The sequence below is a fragment of the Edaphobacter sp. genome, assembly GCF_035763405.1.
Lineage (GTDB): Bacteria > Acidobacteriota > Terriglobia > Terriglobales > Acidobacteriaceae > Edaphobacter.
On record NZ_DASUBE010000036.1, the window covers coordinates 1 to 24727 of the forward strand.

The following is a 24727-nucleotide window of genomic DNA, read 5'->3' on the forward strand; positions in this document are numbered from 1 at the left end:
GGGGTGTGGGGAGCGTCGCGAGGGCGAACAGCGTACAGGCGGCGAAGGGGAGGGCGCGGTGTCGGGTCATGCGATTACCTCTGGTTAGAGTTTAGGCCCGTCAATCAAAAGAATCTTGAGCTATAAGCTCACAGCTGACCAGCTTATAGCTCAAGACTCCTTACTCAGACAGTATTGCGGCCACAATTGCCTATCTGTCGAGGGAGAACTGGGCGCGGCGGTTCTGCTGCCAGCATTCCTCGGTCTCCTCGGTGCAGAACTGCTTCTCCTTGCCGTAGCTGACGACGCGCAGGCGGCTGGCCGGGACGCCTGCATCGACCAGCGCCGTGCGGGCGGAGTTGGCGCGGTTTTCGCCGAGAGCCAGGTTGTACTCGGCTGAGCCGCGATCGTCGCAGTAGCCGCCGATGACGACCTTGATGGCCGGATGCGCATTGAGGTACGCGGCTGCCTGAGCGATGGAGGTCTTGGCGTCGGGGCGGAGGTCGTAGCTGTCGTAGTCGAAGAAGATGTCGGCTACGTGCTGGTGGAACTCAGCTTCGGAACCCATGTCGCTCTCGTTCGGACCTGGCGCGGTGGGCGCAACTGGTACGCGGACGGTGACGCGGACATTCGCTTCGGTGCTTCCGCCGTCGCCGGTTGCGGTCAGGTGGAAGTTGGTCGAGCTCGATGGCGTGACGGTCTGGGTGCCGTTGGCGGGGACTGTGCCGATGCCGTCGATGGTGACAGAGTTGGCGTTTTCAGTGCGCCAGTTGAGGACGACGGACTGGCCCTGATCGATGGCGAGCGGATCTGCTGTGATGGTGGCGGTGGGCGCGGGCGCGGTGGCGGCCGTGGGGCCAAGGCTGGCCGGGTTCACGCCGCTTTTCTTGTGATGACAGCCGGTAATGGCCAGAACGGCAACCAGACTGGCTGCCAGGGCGGATGTCCGGCGAAGACGGGAGGGTAATGCACTCATGGGAATCTCCTACCAAGGGGTCTGTTCAGTAAAGCAATAATGTTGACTGCGAAAGCTAGCCCGCAGGGAAGACGAAGAACCTATTTCCAACTCCAGTTCGGCATGTCCGTACTGGGTCCGGTGAGCGGCTTCTTCTGGGTGCCGTCGGCGAGCATGGTCCAGATGCGCATGTGGGACTGCCGTCCGTTGTCGGTGTTGGCGAAGACGATGTGACGGCCATCGGGCGACCAGGATGGGAAGTCGCACTGACCCATGTCGTGCGTGACCTGGATCCATTTCTTGGTGGCGATCTCCATGACGTAGATGTCCTGCCCGCCGGGAGCGCCGGGGCCGTACTTGCGGTTCCAGGCGAAGGCGAGAAAGTGGCCGTCGGGCGACCAGGAGGGCGACGAGACATAGCCGCCGTCGGTGAGGCGGGTGACGGCCGAGCCGTCCGTGTCCATGATGTAGAGCTGCGGCAGGCCAGTGCGTCCGCTGATCCAGGCGATCTGCGAGCTGGTCTTGGGGTTGTAGACGGGCGAGACATCAGGCCCGCGGAAGCTGGTGATGCGTCGGGCAAGCGAGCCGTTCGCGTCAGAGATCCAGATCTCGGGGTCGCCGGTGCGCGAGGATGAATAGGCGATCTGGTTGCCGTCGGGCGACCACGCAGGCGAGACATTGGTGCCGCCTGCAGAGGTGAAGTTGACCATACGGCCCAGCAACATCGAATACACCTTAATCTGGAAGCCGTAGCGGCCCAGCGAGGAGAAGGCCAGGCGGGAGTTATCGGGCGAGATGCGCGGCGAGATGCTGATGGTGCCGAGATGCGTGATCTGGTGCTGATTGGCGCCGTCATAGTCCATGGCCCAGATCTCTTTGTTACCGCCGGTCTGCTTGACGTAGTAAATCTTCGTCTCGGCGATGCCTGGGATGCCGCCGCCGAGCCGGAAGATGATCTCGTCGGCGAAGCGGTGGGCAATCTGGCGAGGCGCGTCGTCGGAGACAGCCATGGTGTATTGCTTGGCGAGAATCTGCGGGTACTGCGCGTTCTTCGCGTCGAAGAGGTAGCCGTTGACGACGAGCGTGGTGCCCTGAATGTTGAAGGCCCCGAAGGCGACCATCGCGGCGGAGGCGGGAGCAGCGGACCATTGCGGGAGGCTGATCTCCGAAGGCGCGCCGGGCGTGACCTGCGGCTGGAGGCTCTTTGAGACCATGTCGAAGATACCCGCGTTCGTGAGATCGCTAAAGAGCGTGGTGTCGAAGGTGGTCTTGAGCGCGGCGGCCTGCGGGTCGGCGGAGAGCTGCTTGAAGTTGGCCGCGGCGATGCGGAGACTGGGTGCGCCTGAGGATGTCTCGGTTTTGAACCACCCCTGCGCGTGGAGGGCTGCGGTGGAGACGAAGAGGAGAAGGAAGACTCCGATGCTTGCGGCGCGGCGAATGGGAGATTGGGTGTCCGGGCTGTGCATTCTCACTTCCATGGTAGACGCAAAAAACGTCCAAAGGGGGCGTTTTGCACAGGGTACGGGCGGTATTCGCGCGGATACTCCCCCCCCGAAGACGAAAGTGCGAAGAGCAGCTTGCTTCCCCCTTCGGCTTCGCTCAGCGTGCGGAATGGAAATGCAAAAGGGCGAAGGATGACAACTGGGAGCTATTGCTGTTGGAGATGGAAGGTGTACTCAACGGTGATGTGGTCGCCGGCGGGGAGCGGGCCGAAGCCGTCAACGCGCTCAACCGCGTGCAGCGCGGACTGGTCGAGCGTGGGCGAGCCGCTCGGGATTTCTACGCGAACGTTCGAGGGCTGGCCCGCGCGGTTGATGTCGAAGATGAGCGTGACGGATTTGCCGTTCGAGGTGCGTGGATCGGCTTCGCCTGTATACCAGTTCTGCGCGACGCGGGTGTTGACGATGCGGATGTAGTAGGCGAAGCGCGCGCCGAAGGTGCGGTCGGTGACGGACATGCTCGCCGTGCCGTTGTGTACCTGTGTGGATGCCTCGGGGATGCGGACGCCTGAGGTCTCACCGGTCTGTGCCTTGGTGGGTTGCGGCGGCGCTGGCTGGATGTGCTTCGGCGGCGCGGGTGCGGGCTTTTCGGCAACCTTGGGCTGCTTCTTGATCTTGTCGGGGATGGCTAACTCGTCGGGTTTGGGCGGCGGCTGGGTTTGCTCTTTGGTCTGGATCGGTGCGGGGCTTGTGGTCTCGGAAGTGAGGACGTTTTGGTCGTTGGTGGGCTGCTTGGGCGGCAGCGGCAGCGAGTTGACCATGGTGGCCTGGATGGCTCCGGCCTCGGATGCGTTTTCGCCCCAGTTGCTGCTGTGGCGGAAGACGAAGGCCGAGGCAATGACGAGCGCGGCGACGAGGCCGTGCAGGATGAGCGAGCCGACGAAGTTTCCGCGGAAGTTTTCGCCGTTGTTCGGAGCGTATTGGGGAGCAGTGGCTATGACGTGCTCCTTACTGCTGGATGGGGCGGGTGACGATGCTGATGTTGGTGATGCCGGCCTGCTTGACCGCATCCATCACAGAGGCGAAGGCGCCGAAGGGAACGCGCTCGTCGGCGCGGAGATAGATGATGCGCTGGGCAGGCTTGGCGCCGGCGGTGGCATTGCGCAGCAGCGTGGGAAGCTGGTTGACGTTGACGGGCTTGTCCTGCAGGAAGACGTTCTGGTCCTTGTCGATGGTGACGACCATGCGGACTTCGGTGAGTTGATTGACGGTCCGGGTGTGTGGGATAGCGACATCGACGCCGGACTGAAGCACGGGCGCGGTGAGCATGAAGATCAGCAGAAGGACGAGGACGACATCCACCAGCGGCGTGATGTTGATGTCGGCCAGTGTGGTCTGCGTGTTTCCTTTGGCGGAGAAGGCCATTGCTAGAAGGACCTCCGGCGGGGCTCCTCGGGTTGGGGCTGCGGCGGCGGGGCGAGCAGGGCGGCGTTCTCGATGGCGTTGAGCAACTCGCGGCCGAAGTCGTCCATGCGCGCGCCGAACTCGCGCAGCCGGGCGGTGAGCTGGTTGTAGCCGATGACGGCGGGGATGGCGACGACAAGGCCGGCAGCGGTGGTGATGAGGGCCTCCGAGATGCCGGGTGCGACGGCGCGTAGCGTGGCAGCGCCTTCGGTGCCGAGGCCGTGGAAGGCGTCGATGATGCCCCAGACCGTGCCGAAGAGGCCGATGAAGACCGAGATGTTGCCGATGGTGGCCAGCCACGTCATGTGGGTTTCCATGCCGGTGAGGGCTTCGGACGAGGCAGTTTGTGCGGCGCGCTCGAGCGCGATGGGGTTGCGCGGCAGACCGCGTCCGCCGTTCTGGCGCTGGTATTCGTCGTGGATCTCGTTGAAGACGGAGACGAGCGGGCTGGGCTTGAACTGCTCGGCCACGGCGGCGATTTCGCTGAGCCGCGAGGACTTGCGGAAGGCGCGGACGAACCGTTGGCCCTGCGTCTGGGCCTTGTTGAAGGAGCGCCACTTCGACAGCATGATGGCCCAGGAGAAGATGCTGGCAATCAGCAGGATGATGAGCACCGTGAAGGCGATGGGCCCGCTGTTGTGGATCATCTCGACGAGCGCGCTGCTGCTGGCGTTGGGTGGGGGAGCGGCGGCGGAGCTGTCTGCTTGCAGGAGGAACAACGCTAAGGCGAGGGTAGAAGCCATAATTTTTGTTTACCAGATTAAGTGTAAATCTTTGTCGAGAGTTGGACGTTGAGGGGCATCTTCCGTGGTGCGGGGCGGGAGTTTTTTGCGAAGTATCTGTATGGTAAGCGTGGTGGAGGGCCTGACTTGACGAAGATGACGGTTTTGAAGTTCCCGATAAACGGATTGCGAAGAAGGTACGTCTCGGCGCTGGCGGTGTTGGCCCTGGCCGTTTTATTTAGAACGGCTGCTGGCTTGGCGCAGACACCGTCAGCGACCGCGAAGGGGACTGTTGGAACTGCGTTGAGCGTCAGCTCTCCGCTCGATGATGAAGTGTTTCAACGGCAATCGCGCAGGTTAGGCCAGGTGCTGGTGCAAGGACATGTGGAGGCCGGTGCGGGCCAGGTGGAGGCGCGTGTTTTGTGCGGAGCGCGCTGGCTGCGGCGATGGAGACGCTGGACGCCGGTTCCGTTGACCCGGGCAACGGGGGAGTTTCGCGGCGAAGTGCCCGCGGCCGCAGGCGGTTTCTACAAGGTTGAGGTGAGGGTACTGGAGGGTTCGCGGGTGCTGGCGCGAGATGAGGTGAACCATGTTGGCGTAGGCGAGGTGTTTGTCATTGCGGGGCAATCGAACTCGACCAACTACGGCGAAGTGCGGCAGAAGACGGTGACGCGGATGGTTTCGACATTCGACGGCGCTGGGTGGAGAATTGCCGACGATCCGCAGCCCGGTGTGCAGGATGGCAGCACCAAAGGGAGCTTTGTGCCTGCGTTCGGCGATGCTCTCTATCGAAGATACCGGGTGCCGATTGGGGTGGCGTCGGTGGGACATGGCTCGACGAGTGTGCGGCAATGGCTGCCGGCGGGGGAGAATGTGGAAGTCATGCCGACGATGCGCAAGTATGTCGTTCGGGGCTCGGACGGTTCGCTGACGAGCGACGGGACGCTGTTCCATGGTCTGACGGAGCGGATGGATGAGCTGGGCGCGCATGGATTTCGCGCGGTGTTGTGGCACCAGGGCGAGTCGGATGCGGACCAGGCTCCGGAGCATTCGATCTCGCCCGATACGTATCGCCGGATGATGGAAGAGGTGATTGTTTCCTATCGGCGCAGGGCCGGGTGGGACGTCCCGTGGATTGTCGCAGAGGCGACGTACCATTCGCCATCCGACCCGAAGTGTCCGCCCATGCGCGCGGCCCAGCGTAGCCTCTGGAAGAGCGGTGTTGCGCTTGAAGGGCCGGATACAGACACGTTGACTGCTCGGTACAGGCAGAACAATGGAAAGGGAGTTCATTTTAACGATGCCGGGTTGAAGGCGCACGGAGAGCTTTGGGCACAGGCCGTAGAGCGGTATCTGAATACAGTGCTGCGATGAGACCCTAAACATCCCAGCGATAGATTGTGTGGAATTGTGTGCCCGAAGGTTTGCTATTCTCGCGGTACGTTGTTCGAGGCTGGGTGAGAAGATGCTGCTGGAGTTGCGGGCGGAAAACTATGCTGTGATCGATCGGGCGTCGGCTGCGTTTGGCGACGGGCTGAACCTGTTGACGGGTGAGACGGGCGCGGGGAAGTCGATTCTGATTGATGCGCTGGTGCTGCTGCTGGGCGGCAAGGCTTCGGCGGATGTGGTGCGGCATGGTGAAGACAAGGCCGTTGTCGGGTGCGTCTTCGAGATGACTCCAGGCGCGGCGGCGGTCCTGGAAGAGAACGGGATCGACGCGGAGGGAGACGAGGTGCTGCTGCGGCGCGAGATTCTGGCTAGCGGCAAGGGGCGCGCCTTTGTGAACAATCAGCCTGCGACGGTGGCCGTGCTGCGGCAGCTTGCACCGGAGCTTGCGCTCGTTCATTCGCAGGGCGAGACGATGACTTCGTTCGACCAGGCGCAGCAGCGGTTGCTGCTGGATCGTTTTGGCGGGATTGCTGCGGAGGCTGTGGCAGAGGCGTTTGCGGCGTGGAAGGCCACGCGAGCGAAGCTGGAGGAGTTGCTTTCGGACGAGCAGGACCGTCTGCGGATGGCCGACCTGTGGCGGTTTCAGAGCAGGGAGATCGAACAGGCCGGGCTGACGGCGGAGGATGAGGACGCGCAGCTTGAGGCGGAGAAGCGCGTGCTGGCGAATGCAGAGAAACTCTACACGGCGGCGATGAGCGCGCATGAGCTGCTGTACGAGTCGGAGAGTTCGGCGGAGAGCGCGCTGGGAGCGGCGCTGAAGCATGTCGAGGAACTGGCGCGGTTCGATGCGCGGTTTGAAGGACCGGCGCAGCAGTTGGCGGCGGCGAAGTCAGCGATGGAGGATGTGGATGCCGAGGTGAGGGATTTTGCGGAGAACATCAACGCCGCTCCGGGCCGGCTGGAGGAGATTGAAGACAGGCTGGCTGCGTTGGATCGGCTGAAGCGCAAGTATGGTCAGACGCTGGCCGAGGTGATGGCCTTTGGCGCGGAGTCCGCGCGGCGGCTGGCCGAGGTGGAGAACCGTGACGCTTTGCTCGAAGAGTTGCGGGCGAAGGAGCAGAAGGATGCGGCGGCGTATGAGGCTGCGGCCCGGAAGTTGACAGTGGCGCGGGCCGAGGCGGCGAAGCGGCTGGAAAAGCTGGCCGTCGCGCAGATTAATGATCTGGCAATGAATACGCGGTTCAACGTGAGGGTAACTGCGGTGAAGGCCCAGCAAAACTGGGCGGCGCATGGGTGGGACGAGGTGGAGTGTCTGATTGCAACCAATGCGGGTGAGCCGTTGAAGCCGCTCTACGAGATTGCCTCGGGCGGTGAGATGTCGCGCGTGATGCTGGCCTTGAAGGTGACGGTGGAGGAGGCGGTTGCGGGTTCGGGCAGGAAGAAGAAGACTGTGTTGCCGCGCACGCTGGTCTTCGACGAGATCGACATCGGCATTGGCGGGCGGGCGGCGGAGGCGGTGGGGCGGAAATTGAAGATGTTGTCCCGGGGGCAGCAAGTGCTTTGCATTACGCATCTGCCGCAGATTGCGGCGTTCGGCGATCAGCACTTTCTGATTGAAAAGACAGAGAAAAAAGGCCGGACGCAGACCGGCATCCGGCTGATGGACCAGGCCGGGCGGACGGAAGAGATTGCCCGGATGTTGAGTGGGGAAAAGCTGACCGAGACGAGCCTGAAGCACGCGGAGCATCTGCTGGCAAATAGCCGTTAAGCGCACATCCCCGGGGGCGGGGACGGCATCCGAATCAGTCAACGGAAGGCAGCTTTGCTTGACGGAGGTCAGCGATGGCGAACACTGCGGCGGCAGAACCGAAAAAATGCGCGATGGAAGGTTGTCTCTGCATCGCGGAGCCGGGAAAGAAGTATTGCTCCAACTATTGCGAGGCGGCCAAAGGCACGATCAAGTTGCAGTGTGACTGCGGCCATGATGCGTGCGCCGCGCAGAAGTTGTGAAGCTGCGGCGACGCATCGAGGCAGTGATGCGGAGGCGACGTGAAAGTTGTAAAGAATGAGGGGTTTTTGCGCGTTTTTCAGATGCGTGGATGCATCAGGAATGGTTCAATTCCGCCCCCGGTTTGTGCCTGAACTTGGTATACTTGAGGTGTGACTACGACCACCCTTGACCATGCCGCAGTTGCGGAAGACGGCAACCAGACGAAGACCAAACGTGTACTCCTGTTGAAGCCCCGGGGCTTTTGCGCCGGAGTTGTGCGCGCCATTGACGTGGTGCGGATTGCGCTGGAGACGTTTGGCGCGCCGATCTATGTCCGCAAGGAGATCGTGCATAACAGCTATGTTGTGAATGATCTGGCGAAGAAGGGGGCGATCTTCGTCAACGAATTGGACGAGGTCCCGGCCGGAGCGCGGGTCATCTACTCGGCGCATGGGGTTTCGCCGGCGGTGCGCGAGCGGGCCAAGGAGCGCGGGTTGAAGGTGATTGACGCGACCTGCCCATTGGTGACGAAGGTGCACGTCGAGGCGATCAAGTTCGCCAAGCAGGGATATTCGCTGGTGCTGGTGGGGCACCGCGACCACGAAGAGGTGGAAGGCACGCAGGGCGAGGCTCCGGATGTGACGCAGGTGGTCTCGACGGTGGCTGAGGTCGAGGCGCTGGTGGTGCCTGACCCGGACAAGGTTGCCTATCTGACGCAGACGACGCTCTCGCTCGACGAGGCGCGGTACATGATCGAGGCGCTGAAGCGGAAGTTCCCGAACATTGTCGGACCGCACGCGCAGGACATCTGCTATGCCACGGAGAACCGCCAGACGGCGGTGAAGAACGTGGCGCACGGCGCGGACCTGGTGCTCGTGGTCGGCTCGCGGAACAGCTCCAACTCGAACCGTCTCGTAGAGGTCTCGAAGAACCTGGATACGAACTCGTATCTGATTGATTCGGCAGATGCGATTCAGCCGGAGTGGCTGGATGGCGTGGACACGGTGGCCGTTACGGCCGGGGCTTCGGCTCCGGAGGTGCTGGTACAGCATGTCGTTGAATATCTGCTGGAGCGCGGGTATGGTTCTGTGGATGAGGTTGAAGTGATGCCGGAGAATGTCCGGTTCGGCCTGCCGCCGGAGATAGTGCAGGCGATTGCGTCCGCTCCACCAGCCGCTCAGTAGGCAGAGAACCGAAGACGAGAGAGTTTGGTGTCAATGGATAGATCTTCAAGCAATCCGAGGCCCGGAAACCACCCGGCACAGCCCCGCTTTGGGCGCATGGACCTGGGGCTGGAGTACGTGTCCGACGGTATTGCGCGGGCCAAGGAGTGGCTGCTGGGGCAGCAACATGAAGACGGCTACTGGTGCGGCGAACTGGAAGCCGACAGTATGCTCGAATCGGATTACATCTTCATGCATACGCTGCTGGGCACAGGCGACCGCGGAAAGATGGAGCGCGCGGTCAACGAGATCGTACGCCAGCAGAATGACGACGGCGGCTGGAGCCTGTATCCGGGCGGGCCGTCGAACATCAGCTATGGGGTGAAGTGCTACTTCGCGCTGAAGTTGATGGGCTGGTCGCCGGACGAGCCGCGGATGGTTAAGGCGCGTGAATGGGTGCTGGCCCACGGCGGCGTTACGGAGTGCAATACATTCACCAAGATTTACCTGTGTGCGCTGGGCCAGTACGACTACGATGCCGTGCCCGCGATTCCGCCTGAGATCGTACTGTTTCCGAATTGGTTCTACTTCAACATCTACGAGATATCTTCGTGGTCGCGCGGGATTCTGGTGCCGCTCTCGATCATCTATGCGAAGAAGCCGTTCAAGAAGATCCCGGCGGAGCAGGGGATTGAGGAGCTGTTCGTCGGAGGACGGAAGAAGTCGAAGCTGCATCTGAAGTGGGACACGAAGCGGCCGATCGGCTGGCGGAACTTCTTCCTCTTCTGCGATCGGATGACGCACTGGTTCGAGCGCGTGCATATTCGCCCGCTGCGGACGATTGCCATCAAAAAGGCGAAGAAGTGGATGCTGGAGCGGTTCGAGAAGTCCGATGGTCTGGGTGCAATCTATCCGGCGATGCTGAACTCGATTGTCGCGCTGCGTTGTCTGGATTTTTCTCTGGACGATCCACAGATGATTCGCGCGATGGACGAGTTTGAGAAGCTGGGAATCGATTGCCCGGAGGGAACGGCGGACTATCCCACGCCGACGTTCCGCATGCAGCCTTGCTTTCCGCCGGTGTGGGACACGGCACAGGCGATGTATGCGCTGGGCGAGGCCGGCATCGACCGTGACGACCCGCGCATGCTGAAGGCCGCCGATTGGATTCTGTCGAAGGAAGTGCGCACGAAGGGCGACTGGGCCGAGAAGGTCAGGAATGTGGAGCCGGGCGGCTGGTACTTCGAGTTTAACAACGAGTTTTACCCGGATGTGGATGATACAGGGCAAGTTCTGCTTGCGCTGAACTTCGTGGATAACCCGCGCGAACGGTATCAGCATGAGGTCTGCCAGCGCGCGATGAACTGGATCTGGGCCATGCAGTGCAAAAACGGCGGATGGGCCAGCTTCGACAAAGACAACACAAAGATGATCTTTCAGTACATTCCGTTTGCCGACCACAACGCGATGCTCGACCCGCCGACGGTGGACATTACAGGCAGGATGCTGGAGATGCTGGCGCAATACGGCTACACGCGCAAGGACCCGCGCGTCGAGAAGGCTGTGCAGTTCATCTTGAAGGAACAAGAGCCGGACGGGAGCTGGTTTGGCCGCTGGGGCGTGAATTATTTGTATGGCACGTTTCTGGTGCTGCGCGGGCTGGAGGCGATGGGCATGTGGAATCACGAGCCCGCCATTCAGCAAGCGGCGGAGTGGATTCGCATGGTGCAGAATGCCGACGGCGGCTGGGGCGAAACCTGCGGCACTTATGACGATCCTGCGCAGCGCGGTATCGGGCCGAGCACACCTTCGCAGACTGCGTGGGCTGTACTCGGGCTGCTGGCCGCTGGCGATACGCGGTCGGACTCGGTGGCCAAGGGCGTGCGTTGGCTGATCGCGCGGCAGCACGAGGATGGAAGCTGGGATGAACTTGCCGCAGGACGCAATGGAGAAAGTTATTACACCGGAACGGGGTTCCCGCGCGTCTTTTATCTGGGATACCACCTGTATAAGCAGTACTTCCCGTTGCTGGCGCTGACCACCTATCAGCGTGCGATGGAGAAGGAAGACGTAGCAGCATAAGACTTCCGCAACGAAGTTTGTTGCGCGGATTTTAGAAGGAGACATCGGATGGCAGTGCCAGTCTCGCAAGCCTGGACGGTTGCATCGTATGTATTGAAGCAGAAGATCAAGGGCCGGAAGCGGTATCCGCTGGTGCTGATGCTGGAGCCGCTGTTCCGCTGCAACCTCGCGTGCGCCGGGTGCGGCAAGATTCAATACCCCGCGCACATTTTGAAGCAGGAGCTGACGCCGGAGGAGTGCTTCCGCGCGGTGGAGGAGTGCGGCGCGCCGATGGTCTCGATTCCGGGCGGCGAGCCGCTGCTGCATCCGCAGATGCCGGAGATTGTCGCAGGGTTGGTGGCGCGGAAGAAGTACGTCTACATGTGTACGAACGCGCTGCTGCTCCAAGAGAAGCTGCACCTGTTCAAGCCGTCGAAATACCTCTCGTTCTCGGTGCATGTGGACGGGCAGCGGGAGCACCACGATTTTTCGGTGTGCCGCGAGGGCGGACACGAGATCGCCATGGGCGGCATTCGCGCGGCGGTTGCGGCGGGCTTTCGCGTCACGACAAACACGACGCTGTTCGATGGCGCGGACCCGAACTCGGTGCGCGCGCACTTCGATGAATTGATGGCGGCCGGTGTCGAGAGCATGATGGTCTCCCCCGGCTACACCTACGACAAGGCCCCGGATCAGAACCACTTTCTCGGCAAGGCGAAGTCGCGCAGGATGTTTCGCGCGATTCTGTCGAACCGCAAGAAGGAGTGGGAGTTCAACACGCACCCGCTGTTCTCCGAGTTTCTGATGGGCAAGCAGAACTTCGAGTGCACACCCTGGGGCATGCCGACGTTTTCGATCTTCGGCTGGCAGAAGCCCTGCTATCTGTTGCAGGACGGCTACGCCGACACCTTCGCGGAACTGATGGAGACGACCGAGTGGCAGAACTACGGCGCGAAGAGTGGAAATCCCCAGTGCGCGAACTGTATGGTCCACTCTGGGCACGAGGCTTCGGCGGTCGACTATAACTTCGGCTCGCTCAAAGGATTTCTGGTTTCGGCGAAGAAGTACATGCTCCCATCGCTCTATCCGGACGCGGATGCGCAGAAGTTGCTGAATGAGTGGCGGCCCGAGCACGCAGGCCCGTTGGTCCAAATCCAGCCGAATGCAAATGCAGCCAGCGATGAGCTACAGGCGGTCTCAGGAGATTAAGCACGATGGCGACAGAGCAGCAGGAACATCTGAAGATTGAGCAGTTACAACACCAGAGCGCCGATGAGCTTGAAACCATCGCAGGACGCGAGCGCGAGAACCTGGAGGGATGGATTCCCGCGCTGGCTTCGGATGCCGAGGTGCGCGAGGCGCTCGAAAAGGCGTTCGACTATCGCGGCGACATCACGGTCACGCGGAAGGATGGCTCCGAGATTACGGGCTACCTCTTCGACCGGCGCACGGGCGCTTCGCTCGCCGATTCGTTCATCCGCATCATTCCCGCCAATGAGCGGATCAAGGTGAGCGTTGCCTATGCGGACATCGCCGCGCTTGCCTTTACCGGGCGCGACACCGCCGCAGGCAAGACCTTCGAGGCCTGGGTGAAGAAGTACTGGGAGAAGAAGGCTGCGGGCGAGAAGAACATCCGTATCGACCCTGAAAAGCTGGACTGAAGCGATGTTTCGGTAACGAAGAAGCCGTGGGTCTCATTAGGCCCACGGCTTCTTCATAGAACACAGGGGTTCTGGAAGAGCAAAACGTGCGCGTATTTCTTACAGGAGCGACGGGTTTCGTCGGTGGGCATGTGGCTCGGCGGTATGCTGCCGAGGGTGCTGGGCTTCGCCTGCTCACGCGGCAGACAAGTCGCCTCGATTCTCTTGCCGGGTTGAACGCCGAGACGGTGGTGGGCGATCTGCGCGAGCCGGAAAAGCTGCGCTCCGCGCTTGAGGCTTGCGATGCGCTGGTGCATGTGGCAGCGGATTACAGGCTTTGGGTGCGCGACCCGAAGGAGATGTACGCCGCGAATGTAGACGGCACGCGCGAGTTGTTGAGGCTGGCACGCGAGGTCGGCGTCGAGCGCGTCGTCTATACGTCCAGCGTGGCGACGATGGGCTTCAAGACGGACGGCACGATTGTGAATGAGGACACGCCGGTTTCGGTGGCCGACATGATCGGGCACTACAAGCGGTCGAAGTTTTTCGCCGAGCAGGAGGCGATCAAGGCCGCGCGCGCAGGGCAGCATGTGATGATTCTGAATCCGACGACCCCGATTGGCCCGGGCGACGTAAAGCCTACGCCGACGGGCAGGATCATCGTCGATTTTCTGAATCGCAAATTTCCTGCCTATGTCGATACGGGATTGAACCTGGTGGACGTGGACGAGGTGGCGCGAATGCATGTGGCGGCGCTCGAGCACGGAACTCCCGGCGAACGCTACATTCTGGGTGGAGAAAACCTGACGCTGAAACAGATACTGGATCGCATGTCGTCGATTACGGGCTTGCCATCGCCGACTATGAAGGTGCCGCACGCGGTTGCGATGGCGTTCGCCTTCTTCGACGAGATCTTTACCGGCAAGCTGCGTGGCAAGGAGCCGCGCGCCACGGTGGAGGCGGTGCGGATGGGCAAGAAGATGATGTTTGCCTCTTCAGCGAAGGCCGAGCGCGAACTGGGCTTTCAGATATTGCCGATTTATCCCGCGCTGCGGGCGGCGATTGAATGGTTTGTCGCGCATGGGTATGCGCCTGCGCCATGAGAATCGGTGTAATTGCGGCACTGCCGGGCGAACTGAAGCCTCTGGTCAAGCGGTGGCGTCGTGTTGGTGTAGATGTTCGCGGCGCACGGATGTGGACGCTTACTCGTGGTGAAGATACATGGGTTGCCGCTTGTGCTGGGATGGGTGTGGAGGCGGCGCGTCGGGCGTTTGCGCTGGCTGAGCTAGGTGGGCCGCTTGATCTGGCGCTTTCGGTGGGTTGGGCAGGTTCGCTCGATGAGGCCGCAGGTGCAGGAAGCGTGCATGTACCTGCTCAGGTGATCGACGCTCAGACCGGTGAGCGGTTTGCGTTGTCGAATGGTGATCGCAATGCACGGCTGGTGACGACAGCACGGGTCGTCGATGCGAAGGAGAAGGCGCGTCTGGCTGCGACCTATCCTGGGGCCGTGCTCGTCGATATGGAAGCGGCGACGGTCGCGCGGTTGGCGGAGATCCGGAATGTTCCGTGGCTGTGCGTGAAGGGCGTTTCGGATGCGATGGGTGCGGAACTGCCCGATATGAATCCGTTCATTGATGCGATGGGTCAGATGAAGATGCTGCCGTTTCTGGCGCATATTGCGTGCCGGCCGAAGTATTGGCCCGCGCTCCTGCATCTAGGGCGCAACAGTGCGCGCGCGGCAGAGAACATGCGAGACTTGATTCAGGAGTTTATGAAAGAGAAGAATGTCGAAAAGCTCATTGGAACAGGAAGAGTCTAATACGGTCTCGACCAACGTGCCGAAGACGATGCGCGCAGCGGTGTATCGCGGCGTGAATGATGTGCGAGTCGAGACGGTGCCGGTGCCGGAGATTGGCGCGGGCGAGGTGCTGGTGAAGATCGACACGTGCGGAATTTGCGGCACGGACTTGAAGAAGATTCATACCGGGTCGCACGACGCGCCGCGCATCTTCGGCCATGAGATGGCCGGTACGATTGTGAAGACTGGCGAGGGCGTTGCCGGCTTCTCTGTGGGCGATCGCGTGATGGCGTATCACCACATTCCGTGCGGCGAGTGTTACTACTGCCGCAAGCACACGTTCGCACAGTGCGAGACATATAAGAAGGTGGGCTGTACGGCGGGATTCGCGCCCTCAGGCGGCGGCTTTGCGGAGTACATTCGCGTCATGGACTGGATTGTGCGGCGCGGACTGGTGAAGATTCCCGACGCGATTCCGTTTGAGCAGGCGGCGTTTCTTGAGCCTGTCAACACCTGCTACAAGGCGGTGCAACTGCTCGGATTGCAGCCCGATGAGACCGTGCTGGTGATCGGTCAGGGACCGATTGGAATTCTGCTGGCTGCACTCGCGCATCGCACAGGCGCGAAGGTGCTGACCAGCGATCTGTACGCCGAGCGCCACGCGGTTGCGGCGAAGTTTGGATTGGAGCATCCGCTGGATGCGCGGGGCGATGTGGTCGCCGCAGCGAAGGCCGCGACCGAGGGCCGCGGAGCGGACGTAGCGCTGCTGGCTGTCGGCGGCAATGCGCTGATTAAGACAGCGATGGACGCAGTGCGCCCCGGCGGCCGCGTGATGCTGTTCGCAGCGACGCAGCATGGCGAGGCGCCGTTTGATCCAGCGGCCGTGTGCATGGATGAGAAGACGCTGATGGGTTCGTACAGCGCGTCGGTGGCGATACAGGACGAGGTAACGCGGATGGTCTTCGACGGCTATCGCACGGGGTTCGACCTGACGCAGTTAATATCGCACAGGTTCTCTTTGGAGGATGCGGTACAAGCGATTGATCTGGCTTCGCACCCGCAGGCGGACTCGTTGAAGATTGTGATTCAGCCAGGACGTTAGTCGCCCTTGCGCTTCTTGATCTCGACGTTCAGACGTTTGATCTTCTGGTTGAGCGTCGAGAGCGGGATTTTGAAGTGCTCGGCGGCTTCGGTCTGGTTCCAGTGACAGCGTTCCAGGCGGTCGGAGATGATGCGGCGCTCAATCTCTTCCATCAGGTCGAAGAGTGAAGCGTTGGGTTCGTGGTCGAGGATGCTGGCAGAGTAGGTGTTGCCTGTGAGCTGAGCAGGGAGCAGGTCGGGAGTGATCGTCTGCGAGGTCGCCAGCACGACGCCGCGCTCCATCGCATTCTCCAGTTCGCGGACGTTGCCGGGCCACTCGTAGTCCATGAGGATGCGCATCGCATCCGGCGAGAGAGACGGCTCCGGCGTGCCGTTTTCGCGCGCGTAGAGTTTGAGGAAGTGCTGGGCGAGCAGTGGAATATCTTCTCGGCGGAGGCGGAGCGAAGGCAGTTCCAGGCAGATGACATTCAGACGGTAGAAAAGGTCTTCGCGGAAGCGGCCTTCGCGGACAGCGTCCTGCAGGTTGACGTTGGTGGCGGCGATGATGCGGACGTCTACCTGAATCTCCTGGGTGCCGCCCAGATGCATGAAGCGGCGGTCCTGCAGGACGCGCAGGATCTTCGCCTGCATGTCCATGCTCATGGTGCCGATCTCGTCGAGGAAGAGCGTGCCGCCGTTGGCGACCTCAAAGAGCCCTTTTTTCGAGGCAATGGCCGAGGTGAAGGCGCCTTTGACGTGGCCGAAGAGCGTCGATTCGAGCAGGTCTGCGGGAACCGCGCCTGTGTTGACCGGCACAAATGGGCGGTCGCGGCGTGGCGAGTTGGCGTGCAGAGCCTTGGCGATGAGCTCTTTGCCGGTGCCGCTTTCTCCCTGAATCAGCACGGTCGAGCGGCTGGGGGCGACCTGGCTGATGAGGTCGAAGAGGCGCAGCATCGGCTCGCTTTTGCCGACGATGTTTTGAAAGTTGTAACGCTGCTTGAGCGTGCGCTTCAGTTGCACGACCTCTTCTTCGGCGCGATGACGAGCGACGGCAGCGCGAATGTCGGCGAGCAGCTTCTCGTTGTCCCATGGCTTCTGGACGAAGTTTTCGGCCCCGGCGCGGATGGCATCGACGACGTTGCCGACGGTGCCGTAAGCGGTAATCATGATGACCGGCATCTCGGGTTGCATTTCCCTGATGCGCGGCAGCAGGTCAATTCCGCTCTCGCCGGGCAAGGCCAGGTCGAGCAGCAGCAGGTCGTACTGGTTGCGAGCGAGCAGGTCCATCCCCGCCGTGCCATCACTGGCTGTACTAATGACGAACCCTTCGAGCGTGAGCAGCGTGTCCAGCGATTCGCGGATGGCGGCCTCGTCGTCGATGATGAGGATGCGCGGATTGCCAGCCATGCGTGCCGTGTCCTGCTGCTGGGCCGACTCGGCGACGAGTTCAGTTGCTTCAGGCATGGATTGTCTTTCTCTCCGCGTCCTGTGTGCGAACCGCAGGCGCTTCAGTAGCGGGTGTGCGGCCGGCAGAGGCAGGGAACTCAAGCTGGAACGCCGTGCCGAAGCCGACTTCGCTTTCGACGTGAATCTTGCCGGCATGCTCCTGCATAATGCCGTAGCTGACGGCGAGGCCCAGGCCGGTGCCCTTATGCTCGCCCTCCTGTGGTTTGGTCTTGGTGGTGAAAAACGGGTCGTAGATGCGGTGCAGGTGCTCGCGCTCGATGCCCGCGCCGGAGTCCTGAATGCGCACGAAGACGCGCCCCGGGCCGTTGAAGGTGGCGATGCGCAGCGTGGCATTGCTCATGCCGAACATGGCGTCCTTGGCGTTGAGCATAAGGTTCAGGATGACCTGTTGCAGCTTGCCGCGATTGCCGTGGATGTGCGCGAGCTGCGGGTCGAGGTTGGTTTCGACGCGGACCTGTGCCGTCTTGAACTGGTGATCGAGCAGCGTCACCGTGTCGTGCAGCAGTTCGTTCAGGTCAACACTGGCGAACTCGGCACCGCTGGTGCGCGAGAAGTTCAACAGGCCATTAACGATCTCTGAGGCGCGGAAGGTCTGTTGCGTAATCTTTTCGAGCACGGGCGCGAGCCGCTCGTCGTCCCGCATGTGCTTGGTCAGCATCTGCGTGTAGCTGGAGATCACGGCCAGCGGCGTGTTGACCTCGTGCGCCACTCCTGCGGCCAGCAGGCCGATGGACGACAACTTTTCAGCCTGCGTTAGTTGTGTCTCCAACTGGATGCGATCGGTGATGTCGTCTACCAGCACGATGCGCCCGACGGCGACGAAGTTGCGCGTCACCAGCGGGGCGATGGCGATGTTGGCCACGCGCACCGAGCCGTTTGGCATGGAGAGGCGGAACTTGTAGAGCGTGTGGGTGCCCTGCTCCTCGCTGACGGAGTTGAAGTGCGTGACGAACTCCGCGGGGAAGACGGCGGAGACAGGCTGGTGCAGCACGTCCGCGCGCGAGCGGGAGTACATCGTCTCCATCTCGGTGTTCCAGCTCTCGATGCGTCCTTCGAGATCGACCGCGAAGACGCCGACGTTGATCGACTCGACGATGTTCTCGTGGAACTCCTTGAGGCTCTCAAACTCAGTGATCTTTTGTTCGAGCCGTTGGTACAGTTGCGCGTTCTGAATGGCGATGCCGATGTAGCCCGCCAGCGACTCCAGCAGCTCCATGTCTTCGCTGGAGAGGAAGTCGCCGTCGTCCGTGCGGCCCAGTCCGATGACCGCGACCGTGCGCGTGCCGCCGCCTTCGCGGTTGGCGACGCGGCAGGGCAGGTAGTAGTTCAGGTCCAGACGCCCGGCGCTCGCCTGCTGAGCCTCGGGCAGGCGAAGCACGTGCTGCGGGTTTTCGAGGAAGATGTGATTGTTCGCCCCGGGCCGGTCGAAGTCCAGGAAGCGTACATCGAGCGCGTGCAGATCGGCGGCCTGAAGGTTCGTGAGGCCGTGTGACGCGGCCAGATGGAAGCCGCGCTTTTCCGCGTCCGGCTCAGAGGCCAGGAAGACTGCGACGCGCGTGACCAGCAGCGTCTGCGGCAGGCGTTCGACGATCTCATCGAGCAGCGTGCGCAGGTCCGTCTGCGAGTTCAGTCCGCGCCCGAACTCGACCAGCGTCTCGCGGTAGTCGAGCCGCTTCTGCTCGAAGACGCGGTCCACCCATGCCTGGATCGCGCGTTTGAGCGGCTCGAAGGCAATTCCGGCGATGATGATTGCGGCGAGCAGTCCCCAGATGCCGAGACCGGACAGCCGTGCGTGGACGACGTCGCCGACCAGCGCGACGATGCCGAAGTAAAAGGCAACCAGAGCGCCTGTCGCCAGCGTGTAGGTGACGCCGCGTTTGAAGATCAGGTCCACGTCCATCAGGCGATAGCGCACGATGGCCCAGCTAAAGGTCAGCGGCAGGAAGACGAGGCACAGTCCGGCGACCTTGGTTTGCAGGCCGGGCACGGTCCAGTCGGCCATGTACGGAATGGCGTAGAGCAGTGTGAACGGGGTGACGGCCAGCAGTGTGCCGCGCGTCAGCCACTTGAGCTGCTGCCGCTCAAGCGCGGTGTCGGCCCGGCGGTAGCGGAAGCGGAAGACGAAAGCGGCGATGACGTAGTAGAGCGCCAGGTAGCCGACGGCGATCTGGTCCAGGCGATGGTGCAGCAGCTCTGTGGCCGACCAGTAGTGGATGGCCGCGTACTGCAGCCAGATCAGGAACAGCCCCGGAACGTAGAGCAGAGAGCAGAAGATGCGACGGCGCAGGCGGCTGCGCTCGACCGGCGAATAGCCGCTGAAGCTGAAGGCGAAGTGCAGAAACAGCGCCGGCTGCAAGGCTTCGGCAGCCATATTGGCCCAGTAAATGACCCAATCGAAGGTGTCCAGTTCTCCTGTGTACTTGAAGGCGTAGAGAACGAACGAGACCAGGCAGAAGACGTAGAAGTGCGTCGATTTGGGCGCGGTCCACCTTCGGAAGAGGACATAGATGCCGATGCACAGGTAGACCAGCGCAATGAATCGCAGGCCCTGATTGATGGAGCGATCCTTGGGCTCAAGGATGACCTGAATCGTCAGCGGCGCTGCGTTTTTCAGGCTGGCTGAACCGGGTGCGGGCCGCAGGATCGAGTAGGTGGCGTGTGCCCATACGCCGCTGCGGAACATCTCGCGCACCAGCGGAGCGAGGCGCATGGTGGCGTGGTCGTCGATGCTGACGAGGATGTCGCCGGTGCGAATGCCGGCGCGATGGCCGGGGGAATCAGCTGGAACACGCTGGGCTGCCAGGCCGCCGTTCGCCTCGACCCACCAGATGCCATCGGTCGGCACCTGATACCCTTGCTCACGATTGAAGTTGATGGCCGCCAGGACGCACGCGGCCAGCGTCGCCAGAGCGAGCGCCACGGCAAGTATCCGGGTTTGGGAAACGTTATTCATGAAACCCGAGCAACTTTAACTTTCTCCTTTGCACATTGATTGCCAAAGTCGAAAGCAGTAATCATGCGGATTTAGGTAACAGTTACTCAGTATTGCCTACAAAAAATCATAACTCATTCCGGAATATAGGGATGTTGATTTGTTGATAGCATACGCTCCTCTCGCCCATGAGGTCCCATGATTGGACGGGGAAGAGTGGCTTACGGGGCACTTTCTGAGCACTGTTTTGTCAGGACTATGCCAAAGATTCGTCATGGCGTTGCCGGGAGGCCGAAGAGAGCATCGAGCCAGGATCGAATCTCCTGCTGCATCTGGTTCAGTTTGGGTGCGGGCGAGTGGGGCGTACCTTGAAAAAAATGGTCGGCGCCTTCGATCCACGTCAGGCGTTTCGGCTCAGAGGCTGTGGAAAAGATGTGCTCCATTGTGGATCGCGGGCCGTATTGGTCGTGATCGCCGCTGATGAACAACTTGGGCTTTTGGCATTCGGCCAGGAACTCGTAGCTGTAATCGCGCCCTTCAGCATGGGCCGGGACGCCGAGGCCGATGAGGCCCTTGACGCGGGCGTCGGGGCAGCAGGCGCGCAGGCCAACGGCGGAGCCGAAGGAGAACCCGCAGAACAGCAGGGGCAGGGCGAAGCGGCGGTCGAGCCAGTCGAGTGCGGCGCGGACGTCGTCCTGCTCGCCTCGTCCGTCGTCGTGCGCGCCTTCGCTCAGACCAGTGCCGCGAAAGTTGAACCGCAGCACAGGCAGGCCGAAGGAGACGAACGCCTTCATGGCATGGTAGACGACCTTGTTGTGCATGGTGCCGCCGCCGGCCGGGTGCGGATGGCAGACCAGCGCGGCGTATGGGGCGTCCGCTCGGCCTGTGTTCAGCAGGGCTTCGAGACGGCCTGCGGGGCCGCGAAGGTCTTCGACGGATTGAATCTGAGCGGTGTGGGTCATCGCGTATCAGTCTATCGTTCTGCTGTTCGGCAGGCTGCGTGTCGTATGCTGGAAGTATCTATGCCAATCAATCCTATTGAGCTGACGAGGAAGCTCGTCGATATTGAGTCCACGACCTATCACGAGGGCCTTGCGGGGGCCTTCCTGCACGAATTTCTGACCGGCCAGAAGTACGCTGTGGAGCGGATGGCGGTGGCGCAGCCTGAGCTTGCCCTGACGCCCGGAGGCGGGACCGGCGAGCGGTTCAACGTCTACGCGGCGCTGCCGGGCGTGACGCCGGACGTGGTGCTTTCGACTCACATGGACACGGTGCCGCCTTACTTCGGATCGCGTGAGGACGATGAGTTTTTGTATGGGCGCGGGACGTGCGATGCGAAGGGCATTATCGCCGCGCAGATTGCGGCGGCGGACCGGCTGCGCGACGGCGGCGTGAAGGTGGGGCTGCTGTTTGTTGTGGGCGAGGAGCGCGATTCGGCCGGGGCGAAGGTGGCGAACCTTTCACCGAAGGTCTCGAAGTTTCTGATTAATGGCGAGCCGACGGACAACCGGCTGGCGCTGGCCTCGAAGGGCGCGCTGCGCGTGGAACTGCGGGCCAAGGGGAAGATGGCTCACTCGGCGTATCCGGAGCTGGGGGAGTCGGCCATCGACAAGCTGCTGGACGCGCTGCATGATGTTCAGGCTCTGCCGCTGCCGGTCGAGCCGGAGATTGGGCCTTCGACTTTGAACATTGGGCTGATCGAGGGTGGACGCGCTCCGAACGTGATTGCTGATAAGGCTGAGGCGCACCTGCTGATCCGGCTCGTCAGTCCGGCGGAGGAGACGAAGCAGGCAATCATCAAGACGGTGGGCAACAGGGCGGATGTTTCGTTCAGCCTTGAGTTGCCGTTTGTGCGGATGCGCAAGGTGGGCAACCTGCCGACGATGGTGGCCAAGTTCACGACGGACATTCCTTCGCTGACGGCGTGGGGCGAGCCGTTCCTGCTGGGGCCGGGGTCGATTCACGTGGCACACACGCCGGACGAGAAGATCAGCAAGAAGGAGCTGCTGGAGGCGGTCGATCTGTACGTCCGGTTGGCGGAGGACCTGGCGCGCTCCTGAGGTACCCCCTCCCTCTACTTTTTGTGCAAAGTCCATGAAACAAAGGGCTTAGGTTCGGACCTCGATTTTTCCTGCGCGTAAAGTCTTGATTTCATTGATGCTTTCCTTGTAAAGTCCTTTATCCAAAAGAGTTAAGCCCCGGTGGGATCTCCCTCCGGGGCTTCTTTGTTTTTCCGGGCTAATTTAAGTGTAGCCGATTGAGAGGGGTGTTCCCGCCACGTGTAAGCTGCTTAGGATGAGTCGGTTGGTGGCTATGGGGCTTGACAGGCTTTGAGAGGCCAACGCGCTTATTACCGATAACGTTGCTCAAATTACGATAAGCGGGTTTCTCGTTACTCATCCGGACAGCCGCTTCAACGTAGACTCCTATTCGGCAGGAGCGAGTCGCTAAGATCATGGCGAAGGCACGCGCCTACTTTCCCTGTGGACTCGACTTGTAGCGACGCTGAGCCCGTGAAGCACCCATCGTCGGTACCTTAACGGAGTTTTTCTCCGACAGTTGTCGATAATTTCAAAGTTTATGGCCCGCGCTTGGAGTTTTGTAAGATATTTCTGTGAAGGGACGGCAACGCGACCGGAACCTTTTCACTCCGGAGGAGAAATGACCACCGCCAGGAAGAATAAGCGGGCTCTTGCGCCCACTCCAAAACTGCCCAGCCCAGTGCTCAACCCACTTGGTTTCCCAATCCCTAATTTCCCAATCTCGGTCTATTTCCAGGAAACGGACATAGCGTCCCCGGTCGTGCCAGGGCAGCCGCTGACGGCAAAGTTCGTTCTCTACACTTATTTCCCGGTGGACGATTGGGGAACGGGGTATCGGATTAAGCTCTACTTCGAGCGGAGCAGCGGGAAAGAAGTGCTGATCTATCAGAACCCGGATCCGACCGACCCTAATGCGAATGCGTGGCTCCCATTCGCCCACTGGCGGCCGCCCTTTGAGGGCGCTCCTCCCCCTGCTTCCCAGCCGGACTTCATGATCGATCCCGCTCAGTACCTCATCGACGTGCTTGACAATTTTCCACCAGGCACTGGGATCGGTGATGAGTTCTATCAATTTGGAACGAAGCAGCTTCGCTGCGAAATCGAGACCAATGGACCGAAGATGCTTGTGTTTTCGCAAGCAGCTAGCCTCGAAGTTGTTCCATGCGGCCGTCAGCCATTTTGGTGGACTTGGAGTCCGACGAACCCTGTGGGGGCCGAGTGGAAGCAAAACTACACACTTTCAGGTTCCATCACCGATCCCAACCCGTATGTCCCAATGCAAATTTCCGTCATGCCGATAGAGGTCAACACAGACGGAGAGAAAAAGAACTACGATACTCTGGAAGCTAACGTGTACCCGAGCCCACCCTCGGTTCCCCAAACCCTCACACTTCCTTCGATCAATCAAGACTGGACATGGATCATTGACGGTATTTGGTTCCCCGAGACCACTGAGCTTAGCAAGGATTTCACCTACACTTCCTTCATAAGCGCGACGGATTCGTTTGGCAACCAATACGACCCAACTGTGAGCGAAAATACGTGGACGGTGACCGTCACCGTGCCACAGAAGAAACTCGCCGAAGGCCAGGCCGCCTTCAATCTCGCGATTGGGGCAAGCGTGGTTGGCGGATTGTCGGCCATCCTCCCATGGCTCGCTGCGGTTGCAGCCGCATTGGCGATAGCTGCAGCGGTAGTCGGCAAGTACGCTGACGACCCTCCATCTCCCAAACCCACCTACATCGAGGAGGTCAAGGTCTCTGAGTCTAAAATCGGAACCATCGAGGTGATTGATGATCTAGTGCCACTTCGAACGCTTTTACAAACGATTGAGGACGCGGTGCTGCATCTCCTCGCATTCTCGGAAATAGAGTCGCGGTATCTCGGGGCTCTCGCGGCTGCGAACCAAAAGGGTATGCATATGCAATCGCAGGCGGCCTCTGTCATGCGGGTAAAGATTGTCAATTTCGCTGGCGCCATCCATTTGGCAGCTGGTGCTGCTTTGGAAGCATTGAAGCCTCACAACAGCAAGATTGAGGCAGCCTTGAAAGCCCAGAGGTTCGGTCCGAAGCAAGAAGCCGCTTTACAGAAACTTCGCTTGACCAAAGGCGCTCGGAAACGCCTGATCGAAATTGTCAAAACGAAATCGTTCAAGGAGCGTGCGCAAACTCCGGGTTTTCTACCAGCCCTGATTCTCGACGCCGCGACTAAGACCGCGGACGTCTGCAAGACCTTCGTGGTTTAGTCGCAAACGTTTGTGTAAGCTCTCTCGACAGCCTTCTCTCATTGAGGTGAGGCTGCAATCTCGCGTCGCGTGACGCCCTGCCCTGGACGGTTACGTTTAAGTTCATCGCTCCTGCATATGCGTGTGGCAGCGGCTGCTTTAATCGCTCGGCGATGTCCCCACCGGTCCATCCTCGATGCGTTGAAGCAATCTTCTCAAGAGCATCGAGATAGATCACGATAAATGGGATGAGCAGGTCCTCCCAAGGAGGAGCAGACTGTTCCCATGAAGAAGCCAGCGCAACACCTCATCGCTGAAGTCCCACGCAGACAGGCCAAGGTCGAGATCACGATCGGGATCGACCTTGGCGACGTCTGGAGCC

General features: G+C 61.0%; 19 protein-coding genes. 11 read left to right on the forward strand and 8 right to left on the reverse strand.

Going from position 1 to position 24727, the window contains the following annotated elements:
• Window positions 1–190: 190 nt before the first annotated feature.
• The 5 genes from VFU66_RS03285 to VFU66_RS03305 form a co-directional block, all read right to left on the reverse strand.
• Entirely contained in the window at window positions 191–955 is a 765-nt protein-coding gene (locus VFU66_RS03285) for an OmpA family protein (protein WP_326444805.1), read from the reverse strand.
• A gap of 80 nt (window positions 956–1035) precedes the next feature.
• On the reverse strand, window positions 1036–2400 hold the full coding sequence (gene tolB / locus VFU66_RS03290; RefSeq protein WP_326444806.1) for a Tol-Pal system beta propeller repeat protein TolB: 1365 nt from the start codon (window positions 2398–2400) through the stop codon (window positions 1036–1038).
• 182 nt (window positions 2401–2582) lie between these two features.
• Window positions 2583–3443: a TonB family protein gene (locus tag VFU66_RS03295; protein WP_326444807.1), complete on the reverse strand. Its 861-nt coding sequence runs from the start codon at window positions 3441–3443 to the stop codon at window positions 2583–2585.
• Window positions 3382–3798 carry an ExbD/TolR family protein gene (locus VFU66_RS03300; protein ID WP_326444808.1) on the reverse strand — a complete coding sequence of 139 codons (417 nt, stop codon included), beginning with the start codon at window positions 3796–3798 and terminating at the stop codon, window positions 3382–3384. The genes VFU66_RS03295 and VFU66_RS03300 overlap by 62 nt, the downstream gene beginning before the upstream one ends.
• A gap of 2 nt (window positions 3799–3800) precedes the next feature.
• Complete coding sequence (locus VFU66_RS03305) at window positions 3801–4580, reverse strand: MotA/TolQ/ExbB proton channel family protein (protein WP_326444809.1); 780 nt, start codon at window positions 4578–4580, stop codon at window positions 3801–3803.
• Between the two features lie 282 nt (window positions 4581–4862).
• On the opposite strand from VFU66_RS03305, the gene VFU66_RS03310 reads away from it, so the two are divergent.
• The 9 genes from VFU66_RS03310 (at window position 4863) to VFU66_RS03350 (ending at window position 15702) form a co-directional block, all read left to right on the forward strand.
• Complete coding sequence (locus VFU66_RS03310; RefSeq protein ID WP_326444810.1) at window positions 4863–5933, forward strand: sialate O-acetylesterase; 1071 nt, start codon at window positions 4863–4865, stop codon at window positions 5931–5933.
• Window positions 5934–6024: 91 nt separating this feature from the next.
• A complete protein-coding gene (gene recN, locus VFU66_RS03315) occupies window positions 6025–7716 on the forward strand; it encodes a DNA repair protein RecN (protein ID WP_326444811.1) in 1692 nt (563 codons plus the stop codon).
• A 392-nt stretch (window positions 7717–8108) separates the two neighbouring features.
• Complete coding sequence (locus tag VFU66_RS03320) at window positions 8109–9122, forward strand: 4-hydroxy-3-methylbut-2-enyl diphosphate reductase (protein ID WP_326444812.1); 1014 nt, start codon at window positions 8109–8111, stop codon at window positions 9120–9122.
• A 33-nt stretch (window positions 9123–9155) separates the two neighbouring features.
• Window positions 9156–11183 carry a squalene--hopene cyclase gene (shc, locus tag VFU66_RS03325; protein WP_326444813.1) on the forward strand — a complete coding sequence of 676 codons (2028 nt, stop codon included), beginning with the start codon at window positions 9156–9158 and terminating at the stop codon, window positions 11181–11183.
• A gap of 48 nt (window positions 11184–11231) precedes the next feature.
• Window positions 11232–12371, forward strand: a complete 1140-nt coding sequence (gene hpnH, locus VFU66_RS03330; protein WP_326444814.1) for an adenosyl-hopene transferase HpnH — start codon at window positions 11232–11234, stop codon at window positions 12369–12371.
• A 5-nt stretch (window positions 12372–12376) separates the two neighbouring features.
• Window positions 12377–12823 (forward strand): hypothetical protein, encoded by a 447-nt coding sequence (locus VFU66_RS03335; protein WP_326444815.1) that lies wholly within the window; start codon window positions 12377–12379, stop codon window positions 12821–12823.
• An 86-nt stretch (window positions 12824–12909) separates the two neighbouring features.
• A complete protein-coding gene (hpnA, locus tag VFU66_RS03340) occupies window positions 12910–13905 on the forward strand; it encodes a hopanoid-associated sugar epimerase (protein WP_326444816.1) in 996 nt (331 codons plus the stop codon).
• Window positions 13902–14621, forward strand: a complete 720-nt coding sequence (locus tag VFU66_RS03345) for a 5'-methylthioadenosine/S-adenosylhomocysteine nucleosidase family protein (RefSeq protein WP_326444817.1) — start codon at window positions 13902–13904, stop codon at window positions 14619–14621. The genes hpnA and VFU66_RS03345 overlap by 4 nt, the downstream gene beginning before the upstream one ends.
• Complete coding sequence (locus tag VFU66_RS03350; protein WP_326444818.1) at window positions 14587–15702, forward strand: zinc-dependent dehydrogenase; 1116 nt, start codon at window positions 14587–14589, stop codon at window positions 15700–15702. The genes VFU66_RS03345 and VFU66_RS03350 overlap by 35 nt, the downstream gene beginning before the upstream one ends.
• Here the strand turns inward: VFU66_RS03350 and VFU66_RS03355 are convergent.
• The 3 genes from VFU66_RS03355 to VFU66_RS03365 form a co-directional block, all read right to left on the reverse strand.
• The gene (locus VFU66_RS03355) at window positions 15699–17144 is read right to left on the reverse strand and encodes a sigma-54-dependent transcriptional regulator (RefSeq protein ID WP_326444819.1); all 1446 of its coding nucleotides are present in this window, start codon (window positions 17142–17144) and stop codon (window positions 15699–15701) included. The two genes, VFU66_RS03350 and VFU66_RS03355, sit on opposite strands and share 4 nt — an antisense overlap.
• Complete coding sequence (locus VFU66_RS03360) at window positions 17137–20100, reverse strand: ATP-binding protein (protein ID WP_326444820.1); 2964 nt, start codon at window positions 20098–20100, stop codon at window positions 17137–17139. Before VFU66_RS03360 ends, VFU66_RS03355 begins: the two co-directional genes overlap by 8 nt.
• A gap of 251 nt (window positions 20101–20351) precedes the next feature.
• The gene (locus VFU66_RS03365; protein WP_326444821.1) at window positions 20352–21041 is read right to left on the reverse strand and encodes an alpha/beta hydrolase; all 690 of its coding nucleotides are present in this window, start codon (window positions 21039–21041) and stop codon (window positions 20352–20354) included.
• Between the two features lie 60 nt (window positions 21042–21101).
• Here VFU66_RS03365 and VFU66_RS03370 point away from each other — a divergent pair, with 60 nt between their 5' ends.
• On the forward strand, window positions 21102–22139 hold the full coding sequence (locus VFU66_RS03370; protein ID WP_326444822.1) for a M20/M25/M40 family metallo-hydrolase: 1038 nt from the start codon (window positions 21102–21104) through the stop codon (window positions 22137–22139).
• A 601-nt stretch (window positions 22140–22740) separates the two neighbouring features.
• A complete protein-coding gene (locus VFU66_RS03375) occupies window positions 22741–24366 on the forward strand; it encodes a hypothetical protein (RefSeq protein WP_326444823.1) in 1626 nt (541 codons plus the stop codon).
• Window positions 24367–24727: the final 361 nt, after the last annotated feature.